Annotated in this window: 18 protein-coding genes; 1 reads left to right on the top strand and 17 read right to left on the bottom strand. The window is 39.2% G+C overall.

Annotated elements, in window-relative coordinates; genetic code table 11:
• Nucleotides 1–24: 24 nt before the first annotated feature.
• From A3223_RS03310 to A3223_RS03330, 5 genes are all read right to left on the bottom strand, one after another.
• The gene (locus A3223_RS03310; RefSeq protein ID WP_084108863.1) at nt 25–801 is read right to left on the bottom strand and encodes an energy transducer TonB; all 777 of its coding nucleotides are present in this window, start codon (nt 799–801) and stop codon (nt 25–27) included.
• Nucleotides 776–1,159: a TonB system transport protein ExbD gene (exbD, locus tag A3223_RS03315; protein ID WP_084108866.1), complete on the bottom strand. Its 384-nt coding sequence runs from the start codon at nt 1,157–1,159 to the stop codon at nt 776–778. Before exbD ends, A3223_RS03310 begins: the two co-directional genes overlap by 26 nt.
• On the bottom strand, nt 1,146–1,574 hold the full coding sequence (exbB, locus tag A3223_RS03320) for a TonB-system energizer ExbB (RefSeq protein WP_084041708.1): 429 nt from the start codon (nt 1,572–1,574) through the stop codon (nt 1,146–1,148). The genes exbD and exbB overlap by 14 nt, the downstream gene beginning before the upstream one ends.
• 135 nt (nt 1,575–1,709) lie before the next feature.
• Nucleotides 1,710–2,654, bottom strand: coding sequence for a lipopolysaccharide heptosyltransferase II (gene waaF, locus A3223_RS03325; RefSeq protein ID WP_084108869.1), 945 nt, complete (start codon nt 2,652–2,654; stop codon nt 1,710–1,712).
• A gap of 2 nt (nt 2,655–2,656) precedes the next feature.
• The gene (locus tag A3223_RS03330) at nt 2,657–3,694 is read right to left on the bottom strand and encodes a glycosyltransferase family 4 protein (protein ID WP_084108871.1); all 1,038 of its coding nucleotides are present in this window, start codon (nt 3,692–3,694) and stop codon (nt 2,657–2,659) included.
• 119 nt (nt 3,695–3,813) lie between these two features.
• On the opposite strand from A3223_RS03330, the gene polA reads away from it, so the two are divergent.
• Entirely contained in the window at nt 3,814–6,450 is a 2,637-nt protein-coding gene (polA, locus tag A3223_RS03335; RefSeq protein WP_084108873.1) for a DNA polymerase I, read from the top strand.
• 75 nt (nt 6,451–6,525) lie between these two features.
• On the opposite strand, the gene A3223_RS03340 is transcribed toward polA, so the two are convergent.
• The 12 genes from A3223_RS03340 to guaB form a co-directional block, all read right to left on the bottom strand.
• Nucleotides 6,526–6,924: a ribosomal maturation YjgA family protein gene (locus tag A3223_RS03340; protein ID WP_084109278.1), complete on the bottom strand. Its 399-nt coding sequence runs from the start codon at nt 6,922–6,924 to the stop codon at nt 6,526–6,528.
• Nucleotides 6,925–7,303: 379 nt separating this feature from the next.
• Nucleotides 7,304–8,392, bottom strand: a complete 1,089-nt coding sequence (gene dapE, locus A3223_RS03345) for a succinyl-diaminopimelate desuccinylase (RefSeq protein WP_084108876.1) — start codon at nt 8,390–8,392, stop codon at nt 7,304–7,306.
• Nucleotides 8,393–8,400: 8 nt separating this feature from the next.
• Complete coding sequence (locus A3223_RS03350; RefSeq protein WP_257639233.1) at nt 8,401–10,140, bottom strand: EAL domain-containing protein; 1,740 nt, start codon at nt 10,138–10,140, stop codon at nt 8,401–8,403.
• Nucleotides 10,141–10,389: 249 nt separating this feature from the next.
• Entirely contained in the window at nt 10,390–12,594 is a 2,205-nt protein-coding gene (locus tag A3223_RS03355; protein WP_084108882.1) for an endonuclease MutS2, read from the bottom strand.
• Entirely contained in the window at nt 12,591–12,935 is a 345-nt protein-coding gene (locus A3223_RS03360; RefSeq protein WP_084108885.1) for a hypothetical protein, read from the bottom strand. Before A3223_RS03360 ends, A3223_RS03355 begins: the two co-directional genes overlap by 4 nt.
• Nucleotides 12,929–13,246, bottom strand: a complete 318-nt coding sequence (locus A3223_RS03365) for a hypothetical protein (protein ID WP_084108888.1) — start codon at nt 13,244–13,246, stop codon at nt 12,929–12,931. Before A3223_RS03365 ends, A3223_RS03360 begins: the two co-directional genes overlap by 7 nt.
• Nucleotides 13,246–14,553 carry a UDP-N-acetylmuramate--L-alanine ligase gene (murC, locus tag A3223_RS03370; protein WP_084109279.1) on the bottom strand — a complete coding sequence of 436 codons (1,308 nt, stop codon included), beginning with the start codon at nt 14,551–14,553 and terminating at the stop codon, nt 13,246–13,248. Before murC ends, A3223_RS03365 begins: the two co-directional genes overlap by 1 nt.
• 85 nt (nt 14,554–14,638) lie before the next feature.
• The gene (locus tag A3223_RS03375) at nt 14,639–14,992 is read right to left on the bottom strand and encodes an MmcQ/YjbR family DNA-binding protein (protein WP_084108891.1); all 354 of its coding nucleotides are present in this window, start codon (nt 14,990–14,992) and stop codon (nt 14,639–14,641) included.
• A gap of 74 nt (nt 14,993–15,066) precedes the next feature.
• Nucleotides 15,067–15,861 (bottom strand): carbon-nitrogen hydrolase family protein, encoded by a 795-nt coding sequence (locus tag A3223_RS03380; RefSeq protein ID WP_084109280.1) that lies wholly within the window; start codon nt 15,859–15,861, stop codon nt 15,067–15,069.
• Nucleotides 15,854–16,045: an exodeoxyribonuclease VII small subunit gene (gene xseB / locus A3223_RS03385; protein WP_004317712.1), complete on the bottom strand. Its 192-nt coding sequence runs from the start codon at nt 16,043–16,045 to the stop codon at nt 15,854–15,856. The genes A3223_RS03380 and xseB overlap by 8 nt, the downstream gene beginning before the upstream one ends.
• A 3-nt stretch (nt 16,046–16,048) precedes the next feature.
• Nucleotides 16,049–17,155: a homoserine O-acetyltransferase MetX gene (gene metX, locus A3223_RS03390; protein WP_084108894.1), complete on the bottom strand. Its 1,107-nt coding sequence runs from the start codon at nt 17,153–17,155 to the stop codon at nt 16,049–16,051.
• Nucleotides 17,155–18,603 carry an IMP dehydrogenase gene (guaB, locus tag A3223_RS03395; protein WP_084108897.1) on the bottom strand — a complete coding sequence of 483 codons (1,449 nt, stop codon included), beginning with the start codon at nt 18,601–18,603 and terminating at the stop codon, nt 17,155–17,157. The genes metX and guaB overlap by 1 nt, the downstream gene beginning before the upstream one ends.
• Nucleotide 18,604: the final 1 nt, after the last annotated feature.

Consider the following 18,604-nt stretch of genomic DNA (forward strand, 5'->3'; position numbering starts at 1 on the left):
TACAAGCTTAAATAAGCTCGTAATTTATTTTAGTGTATATGAAATAGGAAAGCGCAGATAACGATCTTGTTTAGGCTTTGGAAACTCAGAACTTGCTCTTTGGATATTTTCTAAAGCACCATTATCAAGCGACTCAAAACCAGAGCTTTTACTAACTTTAAGTTCATCTATGCTGCCGTCTTGCTTGAGTAAAAACCTAACTTCTACAACTCCTTGATGTTTCATACGTCTAGCATTATTTGGGTAACTTTTATGCCTCTTAACTGCGATTATAACTTTCGTAAAATCTTCATCGCCTTGTGAATTTGATAAATTTAGCTCAGGTGTTACATTTTGAACTGGAGCTGCAGCGATAGACTTGTTATTGGCTGGCAAATTTGTATTTACACTAGCTGGCGGTACAATAGGCTGCACTGGCTGAGCAATTACCGGTTCAGGCTTAGGCTCTATTTTTTTCTCTTTTTTAGGCTCTACCTTTTTTATTTCACGCTTTGGTTTCTCCACCTTTTTAGGTTCAGGTTTTGGTTCTGGCTTTGGCTCAGGTTTTGGTGGCTCTGGCGGTGGTGGTGGAGCTGGTGGAGTTGGCTCTGGGATAAGCATTTGCTCCGCTATTTGAGGTGCTGAGACTTGTGGCACTGGAGTAAATGAATTAAGAGCTATTTTTATCGGTTTTTGCTCACCTATTTTTATCTCATCAAAATCATGTGAAAGCAAAAAATATACTGCTGCTCCATGCACTATAAGCGAAACAGCTAAGCCGCTGTAATTTGAAATTTTATTCAGAGATTGTTTGGATTGCAAAATTTTCGTGGCCCTTCTCTTTTAATATATCAATTACTTTGACGAAGCTATCAAATTTCGAATTTTTATCGCTTTTTAGTTCGATCAATGTCTTTATATCAACCGCATTTAACTTATCTTTAAGTTCGTTCTCAGAAATTTCTACATCATCTATAAAAAATTTATTATCCTTATCAATTACTACACTTACCTTTTTATCGTCCTCTTTGCTTTGCTCAGCACTGTTTGCACTTGGAAGATCAATAGATATCTTGCCTTGAGCGATAAAAGTCGAAATACTAAGCACGATGGCGAGCAAAACAAGCATAATATCAATAAATGGGACAATATTTAACCCATCTTTTTTATTTAGACGCATTTTCAGCCTTGTATCTATTTAGCATCACATCTACTTTTCTGACAAAACCATTGTAAATCATCAAAGTTGGTATTGCCACAAGTAGTCCAAAAGCAGTTGCTTTTAATGCAAGAGAGAGGCCGACCATTATGCTTTTAGTATCGATTCCGCCTGCCATACCCATATCATAAAATGTGATCATAATTCCAGCAACTGTACCAAGAAGTCCTATATATGGTGCATTTGAGTAGATAATGTAAAGTGTGGTTAAATTTTTGGTTAGTGCTTCTTCAAGCGCTTCAATACTTTTATAGCCTTTTATATCAACGCGTGAATAAAAAATGATACGCTCAATCGTATACCAAAGTACAAAAAAACTCATAATGCCTAAAATCGCAATAATTACATGATCAATGTGATGTTTAATTAGCTCCATAATACCTTCTTAGTAAAAATTTTTGCGTGATTATAGCTATATTGATAACCAATGTCAAATATTTAGTAAAAATGTAATCAAATAAAAACTAAAATTTTTAATTTTTTATGTATATATTTAATTATGTTTAGAATTTCAAAAATTTAATTTTTTTCTTAGCAGCTCTATTTCAGTGATAACTATTTTTGGCGTAAGCTCCTTCATACAGGTATGTGTTTTTATAGGACACACTCGCTTCATGCATGGCATACACTCTAAATTTAAATGCACTATCTTCGCACTTTCATCTTGCCATGGGTTAGTCTCTTTAAATTTAGTCGGTCCAAAAAGAGCCACAAGTGGCACTTTATAAGCAGCTGCGATATGCATAGGACCACTATCGTTTGTCAAAAAGATACCATTTTTTATAGAACCTATGACCTCGCAAAGCTCTTTTATGCTCGTTTTTCCGGCTAAATTTTCACATTTCATGCCATTTTGTAAGAGCATTTGCTCGATTTCATTGCAAATTTCAAGCTCGGCTTTCGAGCCAGTGATCTTTACATCAAATTTATCTTTAAAGTGCAGAGCAACCTCTGCAAAATAGTGCGGATACCACCTTTTAGCACTTCCATAGCTAGCACCTGGATTTAGCACGAGGAGTTTTTGCTCGCTTTTTTTAGCTTCATAATAAATTTTTAGTTCGTTTGAAATTTCTTTTAAATTTAGGCTTTGCTTTATGAAATTTAGATATTTTTGCACCTGATGCAAGCTCTCGCTACTCTTTTTAAAGCAAAATTTTTGCGTTGCTTTTAGAAAAAATAGTAAAAATTTACTAGCAAATGAGCTTCTAAAACTAATAGCGATATCAAATTTTCCAAGCTTGCTAGCCGTTTTTATAAGACTTAAATATCTTGAGTTTTGCTTTTTACTATCGTCAATGACTACTTTTTCGCACTTTGGATGTGATTTGTAAAGCTCACAGGCCACATAAGAGCCAAAAAATACAATATTTTTAGCATTTTTACTTAAATTTTCTATCGCTGCACTCGCCATCACAGCATCTCCAAGCCAAGTCGGAAGCTCTATAAACACTCTCACTTTTACTCCAAATTTAGCACTTCGTTTATGATTTCAAGAGTTTTGCTTGCATTTTCTTCTATACTAAATTTTTGTGAAAGCGCAAATGCCTTCTCTTGCAGCTCTCTCATCATGTCATTATCATTAAGCACCTGCTCTACTAGCTCCAGTATACTTTCATCATTTGGTTCACGCATGATAAAACGATTTTCTAAAATTTCAGCTGCCCCATTTTGAGCCGTTGTAAAGACAATATTTTTAAAGCTAAGCGCCTCTAGAACGACATTTGAAAATGGCTCATAGTGTGTTGGAAATATAAAAATATCGCTTGCTTCATAAAATTTTGCAGTCATTTTTTGCTCACCTGTAAAAAATGCCTTTATTTTTAGCTTTTTTGCTAGCTTCTTATATGAATTTAAATTTTTATCTTTGCCTACTATTAGCGCATTTACTGGCGTTTTTAGCTTTGAGACAAGAAGCAAAAAGTCCTTTGCTCCTTTTCTTTTAAAGCCATTTCCGACAAAAAGCACAATTGGCAAATTGTAATCGAGTCCAAATTCTTCGCATACGCTAAGCTTTGCTTCTCCTTTTTCTACCTTTTGTGGCAAATTTATACCGTTGTAAATGGTAACGATCTTTGACTCATCGACACCGTAAGCTGAGATGATTTGCTCTTTTATGTAGTTTGAATTTGCGATTATCTTTTTAGAATTTTTAAAGCAACGTTTTTCTAGATATGGATAGACAAAATTTAGAGGATTAACCCACCAAAATGGCTTTGTGGCACGATAAATTTTATGCACGCCGTCCCCTGCTCTATAAATATCTGCGCAGCTCACTCGCTCCAAGCTAAAATATACTTCATCGCTTTGTTTCTGGCGTTTTACCTGTGCGTTAAATCTCAAAGCCTTTTTCCATGACGAGATCCTAGCCTCTCCTAGATATGAGCGTATAGATGTATCTATACCTACGTCTTTTAGGGCTTTAGTAAGCCTTCTTAAATAGCGTTCGGCACCACCGACCGCATTTGGATTGATACGTAAAAAAACTATTTTTTTCATGACCTCAAAGCTTTTTATTTTTGTGATTTTTTATTTGTAATGTCCGCCATAATATCAAAAATTTTTATAAATCAGCCTATTTTTTGCCTAAATTTCATAAAATTACACAAAGGATAAAAATGAAAACACTTACGATTATTGACACTTTTGGTTTCTTTTTTAGGCTCTACTACGCCATGAGCGGACTTAAAAACCGCGAGTGCAAGCCAAGCGGTATGATAAGTGGCTTTGCAAATTTTATAGCAAGCCTCAAGGATGAATACCAAAGCGACTATCTCATCTTCGCACTTGATAGCAAAGGCAAGACCCTGCGCCACGAAATTTTAGGTGATTACAAAGCAAACAGGAGCGAGCCACCAGCTCAGCTAAAAGAACAGCTTCCGGTTTGCATAGATATGATAGAAAAAATGGGGCTTTACAGCCTTAGCCGCGAGGGCTACGAGGCCGATGATATCATCGCAAGTGCGGTTAAATTTTGTAAAGACAAAGATATATTTGTGCGAATAGTCACCCACGATAAAGACCTCTATCAACTCATAGAAGACGGCAAAGTGAGCATCTACAGCCCGCAAAGCAAGATCGACCACGATAGCGCAAGCTGCTTTGAAAAGTATGGAGTTTATCCGGCACAAGTAAGGGACTTTCTAGCGATCGCAGGCGATAGCTCGGACAACATCCCAGGCGTCAAAGGTATCGGCGCAGTAGGAGCTAAGAAGCTTTTGGCTGAGTATGGCAGCTTAGAGGGAATTTATGAAAATTTAGCCCTTCTTAGAAACGAGCGCACTAAAAATATGCTTGCTGCCGCAAAAGACGAAGCATTTTTGAGCAAAAAGCTAGCCACTTTATTTGATGACGCAGTTAGCTCATTTGATCTTGAGCACTCTAAATTTCCAGAGCAAAATCCTTTGATAAATATCTCAGAAATTTTAAAAGAGTACGATCTAAATAGGCTTCTTAAGAGCTTGCAAAAAGAGGAAAATGCTGAATTTAAGCTTGGCTTTAGAGCAAATTTACTCCTTGATGAGGCTAGCATTGAAAAGCTCTTATCAGACGTCACGCCAGAGACCATCGTCGCCTTTGACACCGAGACCACAGGCGTTGATAGCAGGAGCGCAAAGATCGTTGGATTTAGCTTTTGCTTTAACGACGAGGATGCCTACTACGTGCCAGTGGCTCACAACTACCTTGGTGTGCCACAGCAAATTAGCCTAAAATTTGCTACTTGGGCGGTAGCACAAATTTACAAAGGCTGCGTGATCGGGCAAAATTTAAAGTACGACTTTGAGATAGTTAAAAATAACCTAGGTCTAAATCCTCCAGCAAATTTCAAAGACACAATGATCCTTGCTTGGCTTAGCGATCCAAACTCAAGTGTCGGCATGGACGCACTGGCAAAGAGGCTCTACGACTACGACACGATAAAATTTGAAGATATGGTCAAAAAGGGGCAAACTTTTGGCGATGTGCCGCTAGAAAATGCCGCCAAATACGCAAGCGAGGACGCTTGGATAACGCTTAAATTTTATAAAACTTTTTTAAACACGCTTGATAAAAATTTACTAGCCCTTGCCGATACGCACGAGTTTCCTTTTATCCTCACGCTCTTTGACATGGAGCAAAACGGCATCAAGATAAATGAAGCCAAAATGCAAAAGCTCATCCTTGAAAACGACACCAAACTAAAAGCACTAACAAGTGAAATTTACGAGCTAAGCGGCGAAAATTTCAACATAAACTCCGTAAAACAGCTTGGCGTTATACTTTTTGAGCATCTAAAGCTTCCAACCAAAAAGAAGACAAAAACAGGATATAGCACCGATGAGAGCGTGCTAGCTGAGCTCATAGACACTCATCCAGTGATTGAGAAAATTTTAGCCTACAGGGAGCTATATAAACTGCAAAGCACCTACTGCGAGCCACTTTTAGCGCTTGCGAAAAAGGATGAGGGCTCACGAATTTACACGAGCTTTTTGCAAACTGGCACAAGCACTGGCAGGCTTTCAAGTAAAAATCCAAATTTACAAAATATCCCAGCTCGTGGTAGCCTCGCAAAGGACGTCAGAGAGTGCTTTGAGGCGCGCGAGGGCTATAGCTTTGTGGGGCTTGACTACAGCCAGATCGAGCTTAGGCTGCTAGCTCACTTTAGCCGTGATCCTGCGCTACTTGAGGCGTTTAAAAATGACGAGGATATCCACGCAAGGACGGCTATTAGTATATTTGGTAGCAGCGACGGGCAAAATAGAGCCGTGGCAAAGAGTATAAATTTTGGCCTCATTTACGGCATGGGCTCAAGCAAGCTGGCAAATCAAGTAAATATCACAAGAGCCGAGGCAAAAGAGTATATAGAGCGCTATTTCAAGGCATTTGCGACGATCAAAGAGTTTTTAGAGAGCATAAAAATTTCAGCTAAAAACGAGGGCTTTGTGCAGACGCTACTTGGCAGAAGGCGCTACTTTGACTTTAAAAGTGCCACACCTATGCAAATAGCGATGTTTGAGCGCGAGGCGGTAAATACGGTCTTTCAAGGCTCCGCAGCAGATCTAGTCAAGATGGCTATGGTAAAAGTTAGAGCAAATTTAGATGAAAAAGCGAGTATGTTGCTTCAGATCCACGACGAGCTGATCTTTGAAGTAAAAGACGAATTTGCGCAGGAATTTGGCAAGGCGACACAAAAGACGATGGAGGAAATTTACACGTTAAATGTGCCGCTTAAAACATCGCTAAATATTGCCAAAAACTGGGGCGAGCTAAAATAGATAGATAAATTTTGCTGGAGCTTTTAAGATGATTAGCTCCTGCTTTATACTTAAAAACAAAGTTGTAGTTTATCACTATATCTTTGGACTTTTATACTTTTGCAGAAAGCAAATGACATCAGTCAAATAAGCCAGCAAACAGCCCAACGCGTAACATACGATGTCGCTAACGTCAAATGTTCCGCCAAAGACTATGCGTATTATTAAATTATGAATATCTAAAATTTCAAGTACTTTAAAGTATTGTAAAATTTCTATAAATAGCGAGAAGATAAATATTTCAAATGCTAAAATTTTTGGTGCAGTTTTAAATATAGCTCGTCCAAATGCGTAAAGCATCACCGTAACTAGCACATCACCCAAATAATGTCGCACGAAGCCACCTTTGACAAAAACTGCGATATAAATTTCGATTGCTAAAATCACCACTGCTACGAGCAAAAAGAACAATCTAGCTCGCAAGCTATGTCTCATTTTCTCGTATTGAAAAGATTTGTATATTTTTCGTTTTACTTGCATTTTTTTATTTATTTGAAATTTTACTTTTTTACAAATTAGAAATGATATCCATACCATCTTCAAAGCCAGGATTGTGCTGGATATATTTCTCGCCCACAAATGTATTTATAACTTCTACCATATGCTCGTCAAAAAGAGCATTCCATTAGGTTTTACTTGAAATGACCAAAACCCAGCTATTTCATGAATTATAATAGATAATAGCAATATTGCCAAATAAAGGAAATTTCTTAATTTTAAAATTCTTTGACAAAAATATCAATCAAAATGGCTTTTGAAAGTATTTTTTAGACAATTAATAACTTTTTGGTTTAAAAATAATGAAATTTATGGATTAAAATTTTTCTATCAAATCTTTAAAAATTTCATAAAGTTTATTTACTTCACCAACACTAACTCGCTCGTTTTTAGCGTGTATACGGTCGTTTATGACGCCAAATTCTATCGCATCTACGCCAAATTCAGCAAAGTGTCTTGCATCGCTCGAGCCGCCCTTTGTATTTAGAACCGGCGTGACTCCGGTGATCTTTGTGACAGAAGCTATTAAATTTTTTACGATTTTGCTATCTTTGTTTGTTAAAAATCTCTTTGAGCTTTGCTTTATACTAAGCTCGTAATCAAGCCCTTTTAAAACCTCTCTAAGATAGCTCTCAACATCATTTACATCGGTTAAATTTGAGTTTCTAACGTTAAACATTATGCTAAGCTCACTTGGAGTGACATTACAAACTTGCATACCGCCTCTAATATCAGTTACCACAATCTTGCTTGGACTAAAAAACTCACTTCCGCCGTCCATATCATGATCAGCTATCTTACTTAAAAGTGGAGCTATCAAATTTACCGGATTTACACACTTTTCAGGATATGCCACATGCCCTTGAACGCCCTTTATCACGATCTTGCCATTTATCGAGCCACGTCTGCCAACTTTTATGCTATCGCCAAATTCTTTATCGCAAGTTGGCTCAGCCACTACGCAAAATTTTGGCAAATCATTTATTTCGCGCAAATATTCAAGTGCTAAAGGCGTGCCATATGTGCCATCGCCCTCTTCGTCGCTTGTTAATATGAGGCTTAGCTTACCATCAAATTTCGTATCTTTAGCAGCGCAAACAAAAGCAGCCACGCCACTTTTCATATCCTGTGCGCCTCTTGCGTAGATGTAGCCATCTTTTTCTAGTGGAGTAAATGGCTCGCTATCCCAGCCCTCACCTGGAGGCACGACATCAACGTGTCCAGCAAAAGCTAGATGCTCGCCATCACCATAAATTTTAGAAAGTATGAGATTTTTTGTGCCATTTTTTTCTATAAATTTCGCCTCAAAATCAGGCAAAAATTTAGCAATAAATTCTAAGCTTCCAGCATCATTAGGTGTGATAGAGCGAAAGCTTAAAAGCTCTTTTAAAAAGCTAACTACCACTAAGTGCCTTATGAGCCAGCACGCTCTGGTGCACCAAAATAAAAGCCCTGGAACTCATCTATGCCGATCTCTTTACAGATTTCAAATATCTCTTTTGAATGCACATATTCAGCAATAGTTTTTATACCAAGGTCTTTTGCAAATGCCACGATCGCACTTGCGATAGAGTGTGAATCTTTATTTATGTCTATATCTTTTATAATAGAGCCATCGATCTTCACGTAGTCAGGCTTGATCTTTATAATGTAAGAAAAATTTGAATATCCTGAGCCAAAATCATCAATAGCGATCTTTGCGCCCATGCTTTTTACACGCTCGATAAAATTTGAAACTCTCTCTAAATTTTTAAGCTCTTCATCTTCAACGATCTCAAATACTACTCTACCAGCAACATTGTGCTTATTTAATAAATTTAAAACAAGTGAGCTAACATCACCATCGATCATATCTCTACTGCTTAAATTTATAGAAAGTACTAAATTCTTATCCTCTACAAGCTGTTTAAAACACTTTACAATGAGTTGTTTCTCAAGATCAGCATAACGCTTAATACGCTTTGAGATATCTAAAAAGATATTTGGTGATATAACGTCGCCTCTATCTAAAAGTCTTATCAAACATTCGTATTTTACAGGTACCTTTTGGTCATTAACTATCGGCTGAAAATAAGGAACTATATTGTTGTTTATAGTGGCGTATTGTATCAGTTTAGAGCGTTCTATTTGAGTTGCGTATTCCTCTTTTTGATTTAGCCCTTTGAAATAGCAAACATAGTCTTTATCTTGCTCTTTTGCTGTTTTTAATGCTATTGTTGCTTTTCTTAGCGTTTGGTCACTATCAAGAGCAAAGCCTATTGTACTATGTATCTCGATATCTTCTATCTCCCTACCATCTTCATCGACTATACTTAGCATACGACCTTTAAAAATTTCTATCAAATCTTCAACCATATCTTCATATCTATCGATAAAGCTATCGCTATCTTCTACCAGAGCAAACCTATCTGCTTCTATACAGTAAGCCTTCATATTCTCATCTTTAGCAAATTCACTGATCAAATCAGCCATCTTTACCAAAATCTGATCACATGCAAATTTACCGTAAAAGTCATTCATCTTGCCAAAATCGTCAATATCTATAAGCACTACTTTAGGATTTTCATAGCTATTAATATCACGCACCAATGCTGTTTTATTTAAAAGTCCAGTCATTGGATCGATATAAAGCTTTTCTCCAAGCTCTTCTATCTGTTTTTTAGCATCTGTTTTTAATTCATTATAGTTATTTTTTTCTTTTATATATTTAACCGCGTACCATATACAAGTAGACAAAGCAACTATTGCGCCAACGAAGCTTAAGATAAATGTTAAAGCCATATTGTTTAAAAGCCACTCAAAAAAGTACTCATCATGCGTGCCAGTAATACGCTGATCGACCTTTCCTTTAAAGCCTAATATATACTCTCCAACCGGTACAAACATACAAACTTGAGCAGCGTTTTCTGGCAAAATTTTTGCCCAAAAATAATCTTTTTGGAAATTATGAGCAAAGATGTTTCCACAGCTTTTGTCGTTAAATTCTTGATTTATTATTCTTTTATCTGAAGACGCTACGACCTTGTATCCATTTTTATTATCATCCTTTAATAAAAGGACATCACCCATAGCACTATCGTTAATGTAAGATTGGAAATTTGCGACATCATATTTGCTGACATTTTTGAAATAATCAACATATTGATATGTCAAATAATCAACTTTCTTTCGAAGATTAAAACCATTTTCAGCAGAAGCATTATTAAATTTAAAATAAAAAACTGCCAGGTTTTCGACTAAAAAAATACTTCCCAAAACAAACACTAAACCTATAATCGTTTTAGTGATGTTTAGATTTTTACCCGTTTGCTCGTCCTTGTTACTCAAAAGTTACTTCCCTTGTTTTGTGTAATTGCCCTGATTATATCAACCTTAAAATAAATTTTAACTTTTAGGAAGAAGTTAAAGCCTGACTATTTTAGCTCCATATCCACCCTGATTTGCCGGTGCATCAAAAAACTCTTTCACACTTGGATGCTCTTTTAAGAAATTTCTAACAGCAAAGGCGAGCTTGCCAGTGCCGATGCCGTGAAATATGCTAACCTCGTCAAATCCCATAACAAGACTATCTGAGATAAATTTATCCAGTTTTGCTATCGCCTCATCAGCTCTCATGCCATGCAGATCAAGCGAGAGCGAGGCCGTTTTTGGCTTATCTACATTTAGGCTAACGCCACCTTTTTTAGGTAGCTCCACTTCGTTGCCATTTTTTCTTAAAAGCTCTAGTGGCACACGTAAATTTATACCATTTGACTCGATCATCGCGTCATTTTTAGAGATGCTTAAAACCGTGCCTTTTATATTTTCATATTTCACTCTATCGCCTACTTTTAGGCTCTCGCGCTCAGTTTTTTTAGGCTTAACGATGGCAGCTTTTTTCTCATTTGCCACGTTTAGCGCCCTTTGCTTGTCTTTTATCTCTTTGAAATTTATAACAGCTTTTGCCGCATTTATCGCTTCATAATACTCTTTTTCAAGGCGCGAAATAGTCGCATTTAGCTTGATCTCATTTTTCTCTTTTAGCTCTTTTTGCTCTTCAAGCAAGCGCTCCAGCCGCTCCTCTTTTGCCGCAACCTCTTTTATCCCCTCATCAAGCTTGGTTTGTAAATTTAGCGTCTTTGTGATGATCTCGTTTAAATTCTCTTTATCTTCGCCGTAAATTTTCTTTGCCTGCGCCACTAAATTTTGAGATATGCCGTATCTTGCCGCCGTTTCAAAGGCGTAAGACTTGCCGATCGTGCCTTTTAAAAACTCAAATTTAGGCCTTTGAGCCGCCTCGTCGTAAAGTGCCGCCACTAGCTCAACCTCTTTATTTTTAGCTAGCAACATCGCAAGGCGCTTGTGGTGGGTCGTGATGATCATTTTGATATCTTGAGTGATAAGGCGCTCTATCATGACACCATACAAGCTCGCAGCCTCCTCAAAGTCGGTACCAAGCTCGATCTCGTCGATGCCTATGATGATCGATTTTTTAGTAAAAAGCCTTGCAAAGTGCACCATCCTGCCAGCAAAGGTCGAGATATCGTTTTTCACACTTTGCGGATCTTCTATGATCGCGTCAAATTCTTTAAAAGAGCCGATGCTTGAGCGATTTGCATCGATACGCATAGGTAGTAAATATTTTGCAAGCAGCGTGGCTGAGATGATAGATTTTAAAAGCATCGACTTACCGCCAGCATTTACGCCGGTAATGAGAAGCACTTTTTTACCAAAATCCACACTCACGCTCTTTGGGTTTTTAAGCGCTGGATGGGCAAATTTCTCAAGCTTGATAACATGCGAGCTGTTTGGCAAAACAAACTCATAGTCACGTGATCTAGCCAAATTTACACGCGCCTGATATGCGTCAAACTGATCAAATGCGTTATTTATAAATTTCAAAAAAAGCAGGCTCTTGCTCATCTGCAAGCTAAATTTCTTGCAGTGCTCAAAAATGATCTCCTCTTTTCTGTCAAGCAGCTCGCTTTGCTCCTTTTTTAGGCGCTCGGTGCTTACAGGTGCGACGTAGAAGTAGCCGCCTGAGCTTCTAGCGATCACGGTGCCTTTTAGGGCGTGATTAAAGCCGCCACGCACCAAAAGTGCCTCTTGCGAGTTGATGTAGTGCGTCTGGGTATCGACTAGATAGGGCGTGATGTGCTTTGAGTAGATGAGCTTTTTAAGCTCGGCATCTATCTGGCGCTTTTTCTCGTTAAATGCTTGCTTTATCGCGTGAAATCTCTCATCCACGCTGTCGCTAAACTCGCCGTTTTCATCAAAGCTGTTTGCCATATGGCTCATCGCTTCGGGGATTTCAACTTTAGCGATCCACTCGCCAAGTCTGCCTTCAAATTTTTGCTTTTTTAGATATGAAAAATACTTAATGATCTTTGCAAACTCGTAAATTTCACTGATGTGAAGCACTGCTTGCTTGCTAAGTCTCATAAGCGCATCATCAAGCTCTTTTATCTCGTCAGGCGCCTTGAAATCATACTTTGAAAGCTCACTAATGTTTTCAAAGTGGATTTTGCTGTCGCCTTGTAAAAATAGCGGTTTTTGCCTTGCCAAAAAGGAGTTAAATTTCTCTAAATACTCGCCCAAATCGAGCTTTAAAAATATCTCTTCAGTCATTGCTCACAACTTTTTATCGGCACTATCACGCCTGAGAGGTCGCTAAATTCTCTTTTAGCCAAAAATGACGCCGTGCCAAATTCGTAGTTAAATTTCTCAGCGCTCACGTTGTATTCGCCACATTTTAGTATTTTGCCCTGCTTAAAATCGCTAACTAGCTTTGAGATAGCATCCTCGTTTTTTGATAAATTCTCTTCATAAAAATAGACGCAAATAAGGATCGCTACAAGCACCACGCTAACGAGAGCTTTTATGCCTTTGCTGATCTTTTCATCTTTTATCGCCCAGATCGCTCCAAAAAGTACGATCAAGCCAGCAATTAGGATCAAATTTCTTACCATTTTACGCCTTTATACTTTGCGATGAGCTCTTTGTAAAGCTCAGTATGAGGCTCGATCTTGTCTAAAATTTCAGCCTTAACCTCACTGATATCTTGCTTTTCAACCAGCAAGCAAACGGCAAGATAGGGGGCATTTGACAGCATCTCTTTTATCTGAGCGCTATTTAGCTTTTGCGACCTTGCAAGCGCGATCAAGATATCTTTTTTGCCTAAATTTATAAGGCTTGAAATTTCGTCTTCACTAAGCTCTTTTTCTTTTATCTCTTTTAAAATTTCATTTTCATCTTGAGGCTTAAAGTTACTTAGATCCATTAATATCCGCCCCTTAGCTGTACGCTGATATCGCCCGCTCCAAAGCCAACTACGATGCCATCACTTAGGCGGTTTTTCACGCCAAATTCATCTGTAAATTCTATCCCCTCTTCAACCCTCTCGACCTTGTCTGTAAAGATCGGGTTATACTCGCTAAATTCGCTCTTCATATCAACTTCGATCGGATTTTCTCCAGCTGCATAAACTGGCAAGATGACAAGCTCATCAACACCCTTAAAGCACTCTTTAAAGCCAGGTAAATTTGTGCTAAGTCTTGTGTAGCGGTGTGGCTGAAATATCGCTGTGACGCTGTTTATGCCTAAAATTTTGGCGTATTCAAAGACTGATTTTAGCGTTGCTTTTATCTCGGTTGGATGGTGCGCGTAGTCGTCTATTAGGACGAAATTTTTGTTTGCGCTAAGGATATCAAAACGCTTTTTGATGCCTTTAAAATTTAATAAATTTTCTCTTATATCTTTAAGCGGCGTCTCGTGCATCGCAGCTAGAATAGCCAAAGATGCGTCTATAGCGATGTGCTCGCCCATGCCAAAGGCTTCAAATTTGCCTAAATTTTTAAGGTTAAAGCTAGTGTATGGCTGATAGTCTCTTACCACCATCGTAAGCTCAGTGATATCACTGCTTGGGTAAAGCCTGATCGCGTCAAGCTTAAGCGTGCTTAAAAACTCGTCCTCAGCGTTTATCACTCTAACCTTTGCGCGCTCCAAAAAGCCCTTGTAGGCTGCGTAAAATTTAGCTAGATCGTAGTCGTAGTGCTCCATGTGCTCTGGCTCTGCGTTTGTGACGATAGCTAGATATGGGTTTGAGTTTAGAAAGCTTGAGTCGCTCTCATCCGCCTCAAATACGACGTTATCGCTTTTAGCGTAGCGCATATTTGAGCCAAACTGCTTTGAGATGGCGCCGATGATGACTGAGCCCTCGATTAGGCTTGCTAGCATTGCTGAAGTCGTACTCTTGCCGTGCGCGCCAGCTACTGCAAAAACACACTTATCCTCAAGCACATAAGGCAAAATTTCTTTTCTTGAAAAGCACTTTATGCCCTTGTTTCTGGCCTCCACTAGCTCGATGTTATCCTCTTTTATCGCGGCTGAGTAGACCACAAAGTCTTGGTCTTTTATCGCCTCTTTACAGTGCGGTGTGATGACCTCGATGCCTTCATTTTGAAGCTCAAGAGTCGTCTTGCTCTCTTTGATGTCACTACCACTTATCTTGTGGCCTTTTTCGTGTAAAAATCTAGCGATGGCTGAGATACCGATGCCGCCGATGCCTATGAAATGGACTTTTTTGATCTCATTGTTTAGCTCTTGCAAATTTTATCCTTAAGTTTTTCGTGATTTTAACAAAAACTACTAAATTTAAGCCTGAAAATGGCTTTTATTTGCTTAAGCTAAAGCTCTCGTCTATCAGGTCAAAAACTGTTTTTTGTGAGATTTTTGAGTTTAAATTTACGCTTATCCAGTGCTTTTTATTCATGTGATATGCTTTAAAAATTTGCCTCTCATCAACTAGCACCATGGCTAGATCTGGACTACATTTTAAATTTAAAACCTCAATCATCTCGTCACTTTTAAGACCTAGCTTGCTAGCGCTTAACTGCATAAGTAGCGCAAACCACTTTTTGTTTTTCTTGTGACGAAAGGCACTAAAATTTGGATACTTTGGAAAAAGTTGCTCCCCTAAAATGTCAAATTTCTCTTTTATATATTTTTCAATCTCGCTTCGTTTCAAATTTCACTCCAAAATTCCTTTAAAGAGCGCTCATTCTTGCTAAGCTCACTTTCTCATCCAGTTACGGCCTTATTTTATCTTTTAAATTTCGCCTCTATCTGCATAAAACCCCAAGTGCTTCTAGCCTCGCTAAGCTCCTTTTTGCTAAGCTCATCGATCATCATCTCTTCGTTCTTGCCGAGTCTATTTTTAACTTCACCAAACGGATTAATAAGCATCGAATCGCCGTAAAAGCTCCACTGCGCATCCTCACTTTTATGGCTTCCTACGCGGTTTACGCGCAGCACATAGACGTTGTTTGTAAAGGCTCTAACCTTTAAAAGCTCCTCCCAGCGCGCCTGCGAGAAAAATGTACAAGCCGTTGGCACGAGTACGATATCAACCTTTTTAGCGCTCATATACGCCCAGCACACATCAAAGTGCGCCTCATAGCCAAACATGACGCCGACCTTAAATTTATCGTAGGTAAAGATAGGCAAATTTAGCTCATCGCTTGTGTTATTAAAGAATTTCGCCTCATTCCAGTGAGCGTAAGGCATGAGAATTTGCTGATCATATAATTTGACTTGTGTTGGGGTAAATTTAGCTAGACTTTTAAAAATTTCCTTGCCTTTTAGATTTACAATGGGTGCAACGATATTTAGATCATACTTTTTTGCCATTGCAAAAAGAGCCTCTTTTTTGCGCTCACTTTGCTCTTTTATAAGGCTTTTTGGCATGCTAATGAGCTCTTTAAAAAAGCTATTTAGCACATATTCACCAAGCACAACAAGTCTTGCGTTTTCGTCCGCACAAATTTTTAGATAATAATCAAGCCTTGCCTCACTTAAAGGCTGCGTTGGTAGCTGAAGAGCACAAATTCTACTCATCATCCACCTGCTTTATGCTAAGTTTTGCGTTTTCTAAAATTTCTCTTGCCTCATTTAGTAGCTTTTTGCCCTGTTCGTGCAGCTTTATGCTATTTTCTAAGCTCACATCATCTTTGTTTAGATCGTTTAAAATTTTATCTGCTAGAGCTAATTTTTCTTCAAAGCTTTGCTCTTTTTGCTCCATTCTCTATCCTTTTAATATATTTTTTATATATCCATCAAATTTTTCTATCTCGACCAAAAATGCATCGTGGCCATAGTTGCTATCTATCTCTACGAAATTTGTATTCTCTCCTCGCCCCATCTCACAAAGCGTATCATAAATCTCTCTCATGCAACACGGCGGAAAGAGCAGATCGCCTTTGAAAGCGATTAAATGCAAGTTTGCTTTGATCGGCACAAGGGCGTCTTTTAAATTATCATAGTGCCTAGTACAGTCAAAAATATTCATCATTTTTACGATGTATAGGTAGCTTAGCGGATCAAATCTCTTTGGGAAGTTGTAGCCGTTGTACTCCATGTAGCGATCCACCTGAAAGCGCCCAGAAAGCTCATAAAGACCGTCAGTTTCTACGTAGTTTCGTCCAAATTTCTCATCCATGCTATCAGGGCTTAAAAAGCTGATGTGCCCTGCCATCCTGCCGTAAGCCATACCCTTTAGCCCATTTTTTCTTATAAATTCCACGTCGTATTCGCCGTTTTTGAAATTTTCATCGTTTAAAATGGCTTCGATGGCGATTTTGTTAAAAGCTATCGCCCAGGGCTTCGTCTGATAGGTACTTGCAAGCATTATGATATCCTGCGCAAATTCTGGAAACTCGATAGCGTAGCAAAGTGCTTGCATACCGCCAAGACTACCGCCGATCACAGCTCTTGCTCTTGTGATACCAAGCTCGTTAAATAGCCTCATCTGCGCCTTTACCACGTCACTTATGGCAAGGACTGGGAAATTTAGCCTATACTCTTTGCCGCTACTTCTATCAACACTTAGCGGCGAGGTCGAGCCAAAGCACGAGCCTAAGATATTTACGCAAATAACGTAAAATTTATCCGTATCGACCGCCTTTTTGCTGCCTATTAGCCCGTCCCACCAGCCAGCTTTCTCATCGCCTGTGTAGGTGCCAGCTGCGTGGTGCGAGCCAGTTAGGGCGTGGCAGATGATAATAACGTTGCTTTTATCGGCATTTAACGTGCCATAAGTCTCATAAATAAGCTTAAAATTTGATAGTATACGGCCACTCTCAAGATAGAGTGGCTCGTTAAATTTAATAGTTCTAGTCTGCAGGTCTAACACTAATTAACTTTGTAGTTTGGTGCCTCGTGAGTGATAACTACATCGTGGACGTGGCTCTCTTTTAGTCCTGCGCTTGTTATCTCGACAAATTCAGCTCTTTCTTGAAGAGTTGGGATATCTTTTGCGCCGACATAGCCCATAGCGCTTCTTAGGCCGCCTATTAGCTGATGGATCACATCTTTTATGCTACCAGCAAATGGCACACGGCCTTCGATGCCTTCAGGTACAAGCTTGTCTTGAGCGGTGCCCTCTTGAAAGTAGCGGTCCGAGCTACCCTTTGTCATAGCGCCTATTGAGCCCATACCGCGATATACTTTATACTGGCGACCTTGGAATGTTATAAGCTCGCCTGGGCTCTCCTCGCAACCTGCTAGCAAGCTACCAGCCATAACGCAAGCTGCGCCTGCTGCAAGAGCTTTTGCCACGTCGCCTGAGTATTTTAGTCCGCCGTCTGCGATAACTGGGATGCCATATTTCGCTGCTTCGCTTGCGCAGTCATCGATAGCTGAAATTTGAGGCACGCCAACGCCAGCAACGATCCTTGTGGTACAAATAGAACCTGGTCCGATACCTACCTTTATGCCGTCCGCTCCTGCTTCTACTAGGTCTTTTACGGCTGCTGGATTTGCGATATTACCAGCTATGACATCGACATTAAAATTTGCTTTTACCTCTTTTAAAGTGTCGATGATGCCCTTTGAGTGGCCGTGAGCTGAGTCGATAACGATGACATCTACGCCAGCATCAACTAGCGCTTTAGCGCGCTCTATCTGACCCACGCCAATAGCCGCAGCCACGCGAAGTCTGCCGTAGCTATCTTTGTTTGCGTTTGGATACTCTTTACGTTTTTTTAGATCTTTTATGGTGATAAGTCCGTCAAGTCTGCCGTCTTTATCGACGATAGGTAGCTTCTCAACCCTGTTTTGAGAGAAAATTTTCTCCGCATCATCAAGCGTGCAGCCCTTTGGCGCAGTGATAAGTGGTGCTTTTGTCATGCGGTCTTTTACCAAAGTGCTCATATTTGTCTCAAATCTCAAATCGCGGTTTGTTAAAATTCCTATTAGTTTGCGGTCTTTGTCGATGACTGGAACGCCTGAAATATGAAGATCTGACATAAGGCTTAGAGCTTCAGCCACAGTCGCTTCTGGATTTATAAAGATAGGATCGATGATGACGCCACTTTCGCTTTTTTTAACGCGTTTGACCTCTTTTGCTTGGCTTTCTATATCCATATTTTTATGTATTACGCCGATACCGCCAAGCCTTGCCATCATAATAGCAGTTCTATGCTCAGTCACCGTATCCATCGCAGCAGAGACGATCGGGATATTTAGCGTGACGTTTTTGCTGATCCTGGTTTTCACATCAACTTGCTTTGGCAAAATTTCAGAGTACTGTGGCACAAGAAGCACATCCTCAAATGTTAAAGCTCTCTTTACTATCTTCATA

It is taken from the genome of Campylobacter concisus, assembly GCF_002092855.1.
Lineage (GTDB): Bacteria > Campylobacterota > Campylobacteria > Campylobacterales > Campylobacteraceae > Campylobacter_A > Campylobacter_A concisus_AI.

Excerpts from the sequence above, each read along its gene's own strand:
- exbD (WP_084108866.1), bottom strand. The coding sequence starts at position 1,159 with ATGCGTCTAAATAAAAAAGATGGGTTAAATATTGTCCCATTTATTGAT.
- exbB (WP_084041708.1), bottom strand. The coding sequence starts at position 1,574 with ATGGAGCTAATTAAACATCACATTGATCATGTAATTATTGCGATTTTA.
- A3223_RS03330 (WP_084108871.1), bottom strand. The coding sequence starts at position 3,694 with ATGAAAAAAATAGTTTTTTTACGTATCAATCCAAATGCGGTCGGTGGT.
- polA (WP_084108873.1), top strand. The coding sequence starts at position 3,814 with ATGAAAACACTTACGATTATTGACACTTTTGGTTTCTTTTTTAGGCTC.
- A3223_RS03340 (WP_084109278.1), bottom strand. The coding sequence starts at position 6,924 with ATGAGACATAGCTTGCGAGCTAGATTGTTCTTTTTGCTCGTAGCAGTG.
- A3223_RS03355 (WP_084108882.1), bottom strand. The coding sequence starts at position 12,594 with ATGACTGAAGAGATATTTTTAAAGCTCGATTTGGGCGAGTATTTAGAG.
- A3223_RS03360 (WP_084108885.1), bottom strand. The coding sequence starts at position 12,935 with ATGGTAAGAAATTTGATCCTAATTGCTGGCTTGATCGTACTTTTTGGA.
- A3223_RS03365 (WP_084108888.1), bottom strand. The coding sequence starts at position 13,246 with ATGGATCTAAGTAACTTTAAGCCTCAAGATGAAAATGAAATTTTAAAA.
- A3223_RS03380 (WP_084109280.1), bottom strand. The coding sequence starts at position 15,861 with ATGAGTAGAATTTGTGCTCTTCAGCTACCAACGCAGCCTTTAAGTGAG.
- xseB (WP_004317712.1), bottom strand. The coding sequence starts at position 16,045 with ATGGAGCAAAAAGAGCAAAGCTTTGAAGAAAAATTAGCTCTAGCAGAT.
- guaB (WP_084108897.1), bottom strand. The coding sequence starts at position 18,603 with ATGAAGATAGTAAAGAGAGCTTTAACATTTGAGGATGTGCTTCTTGTG.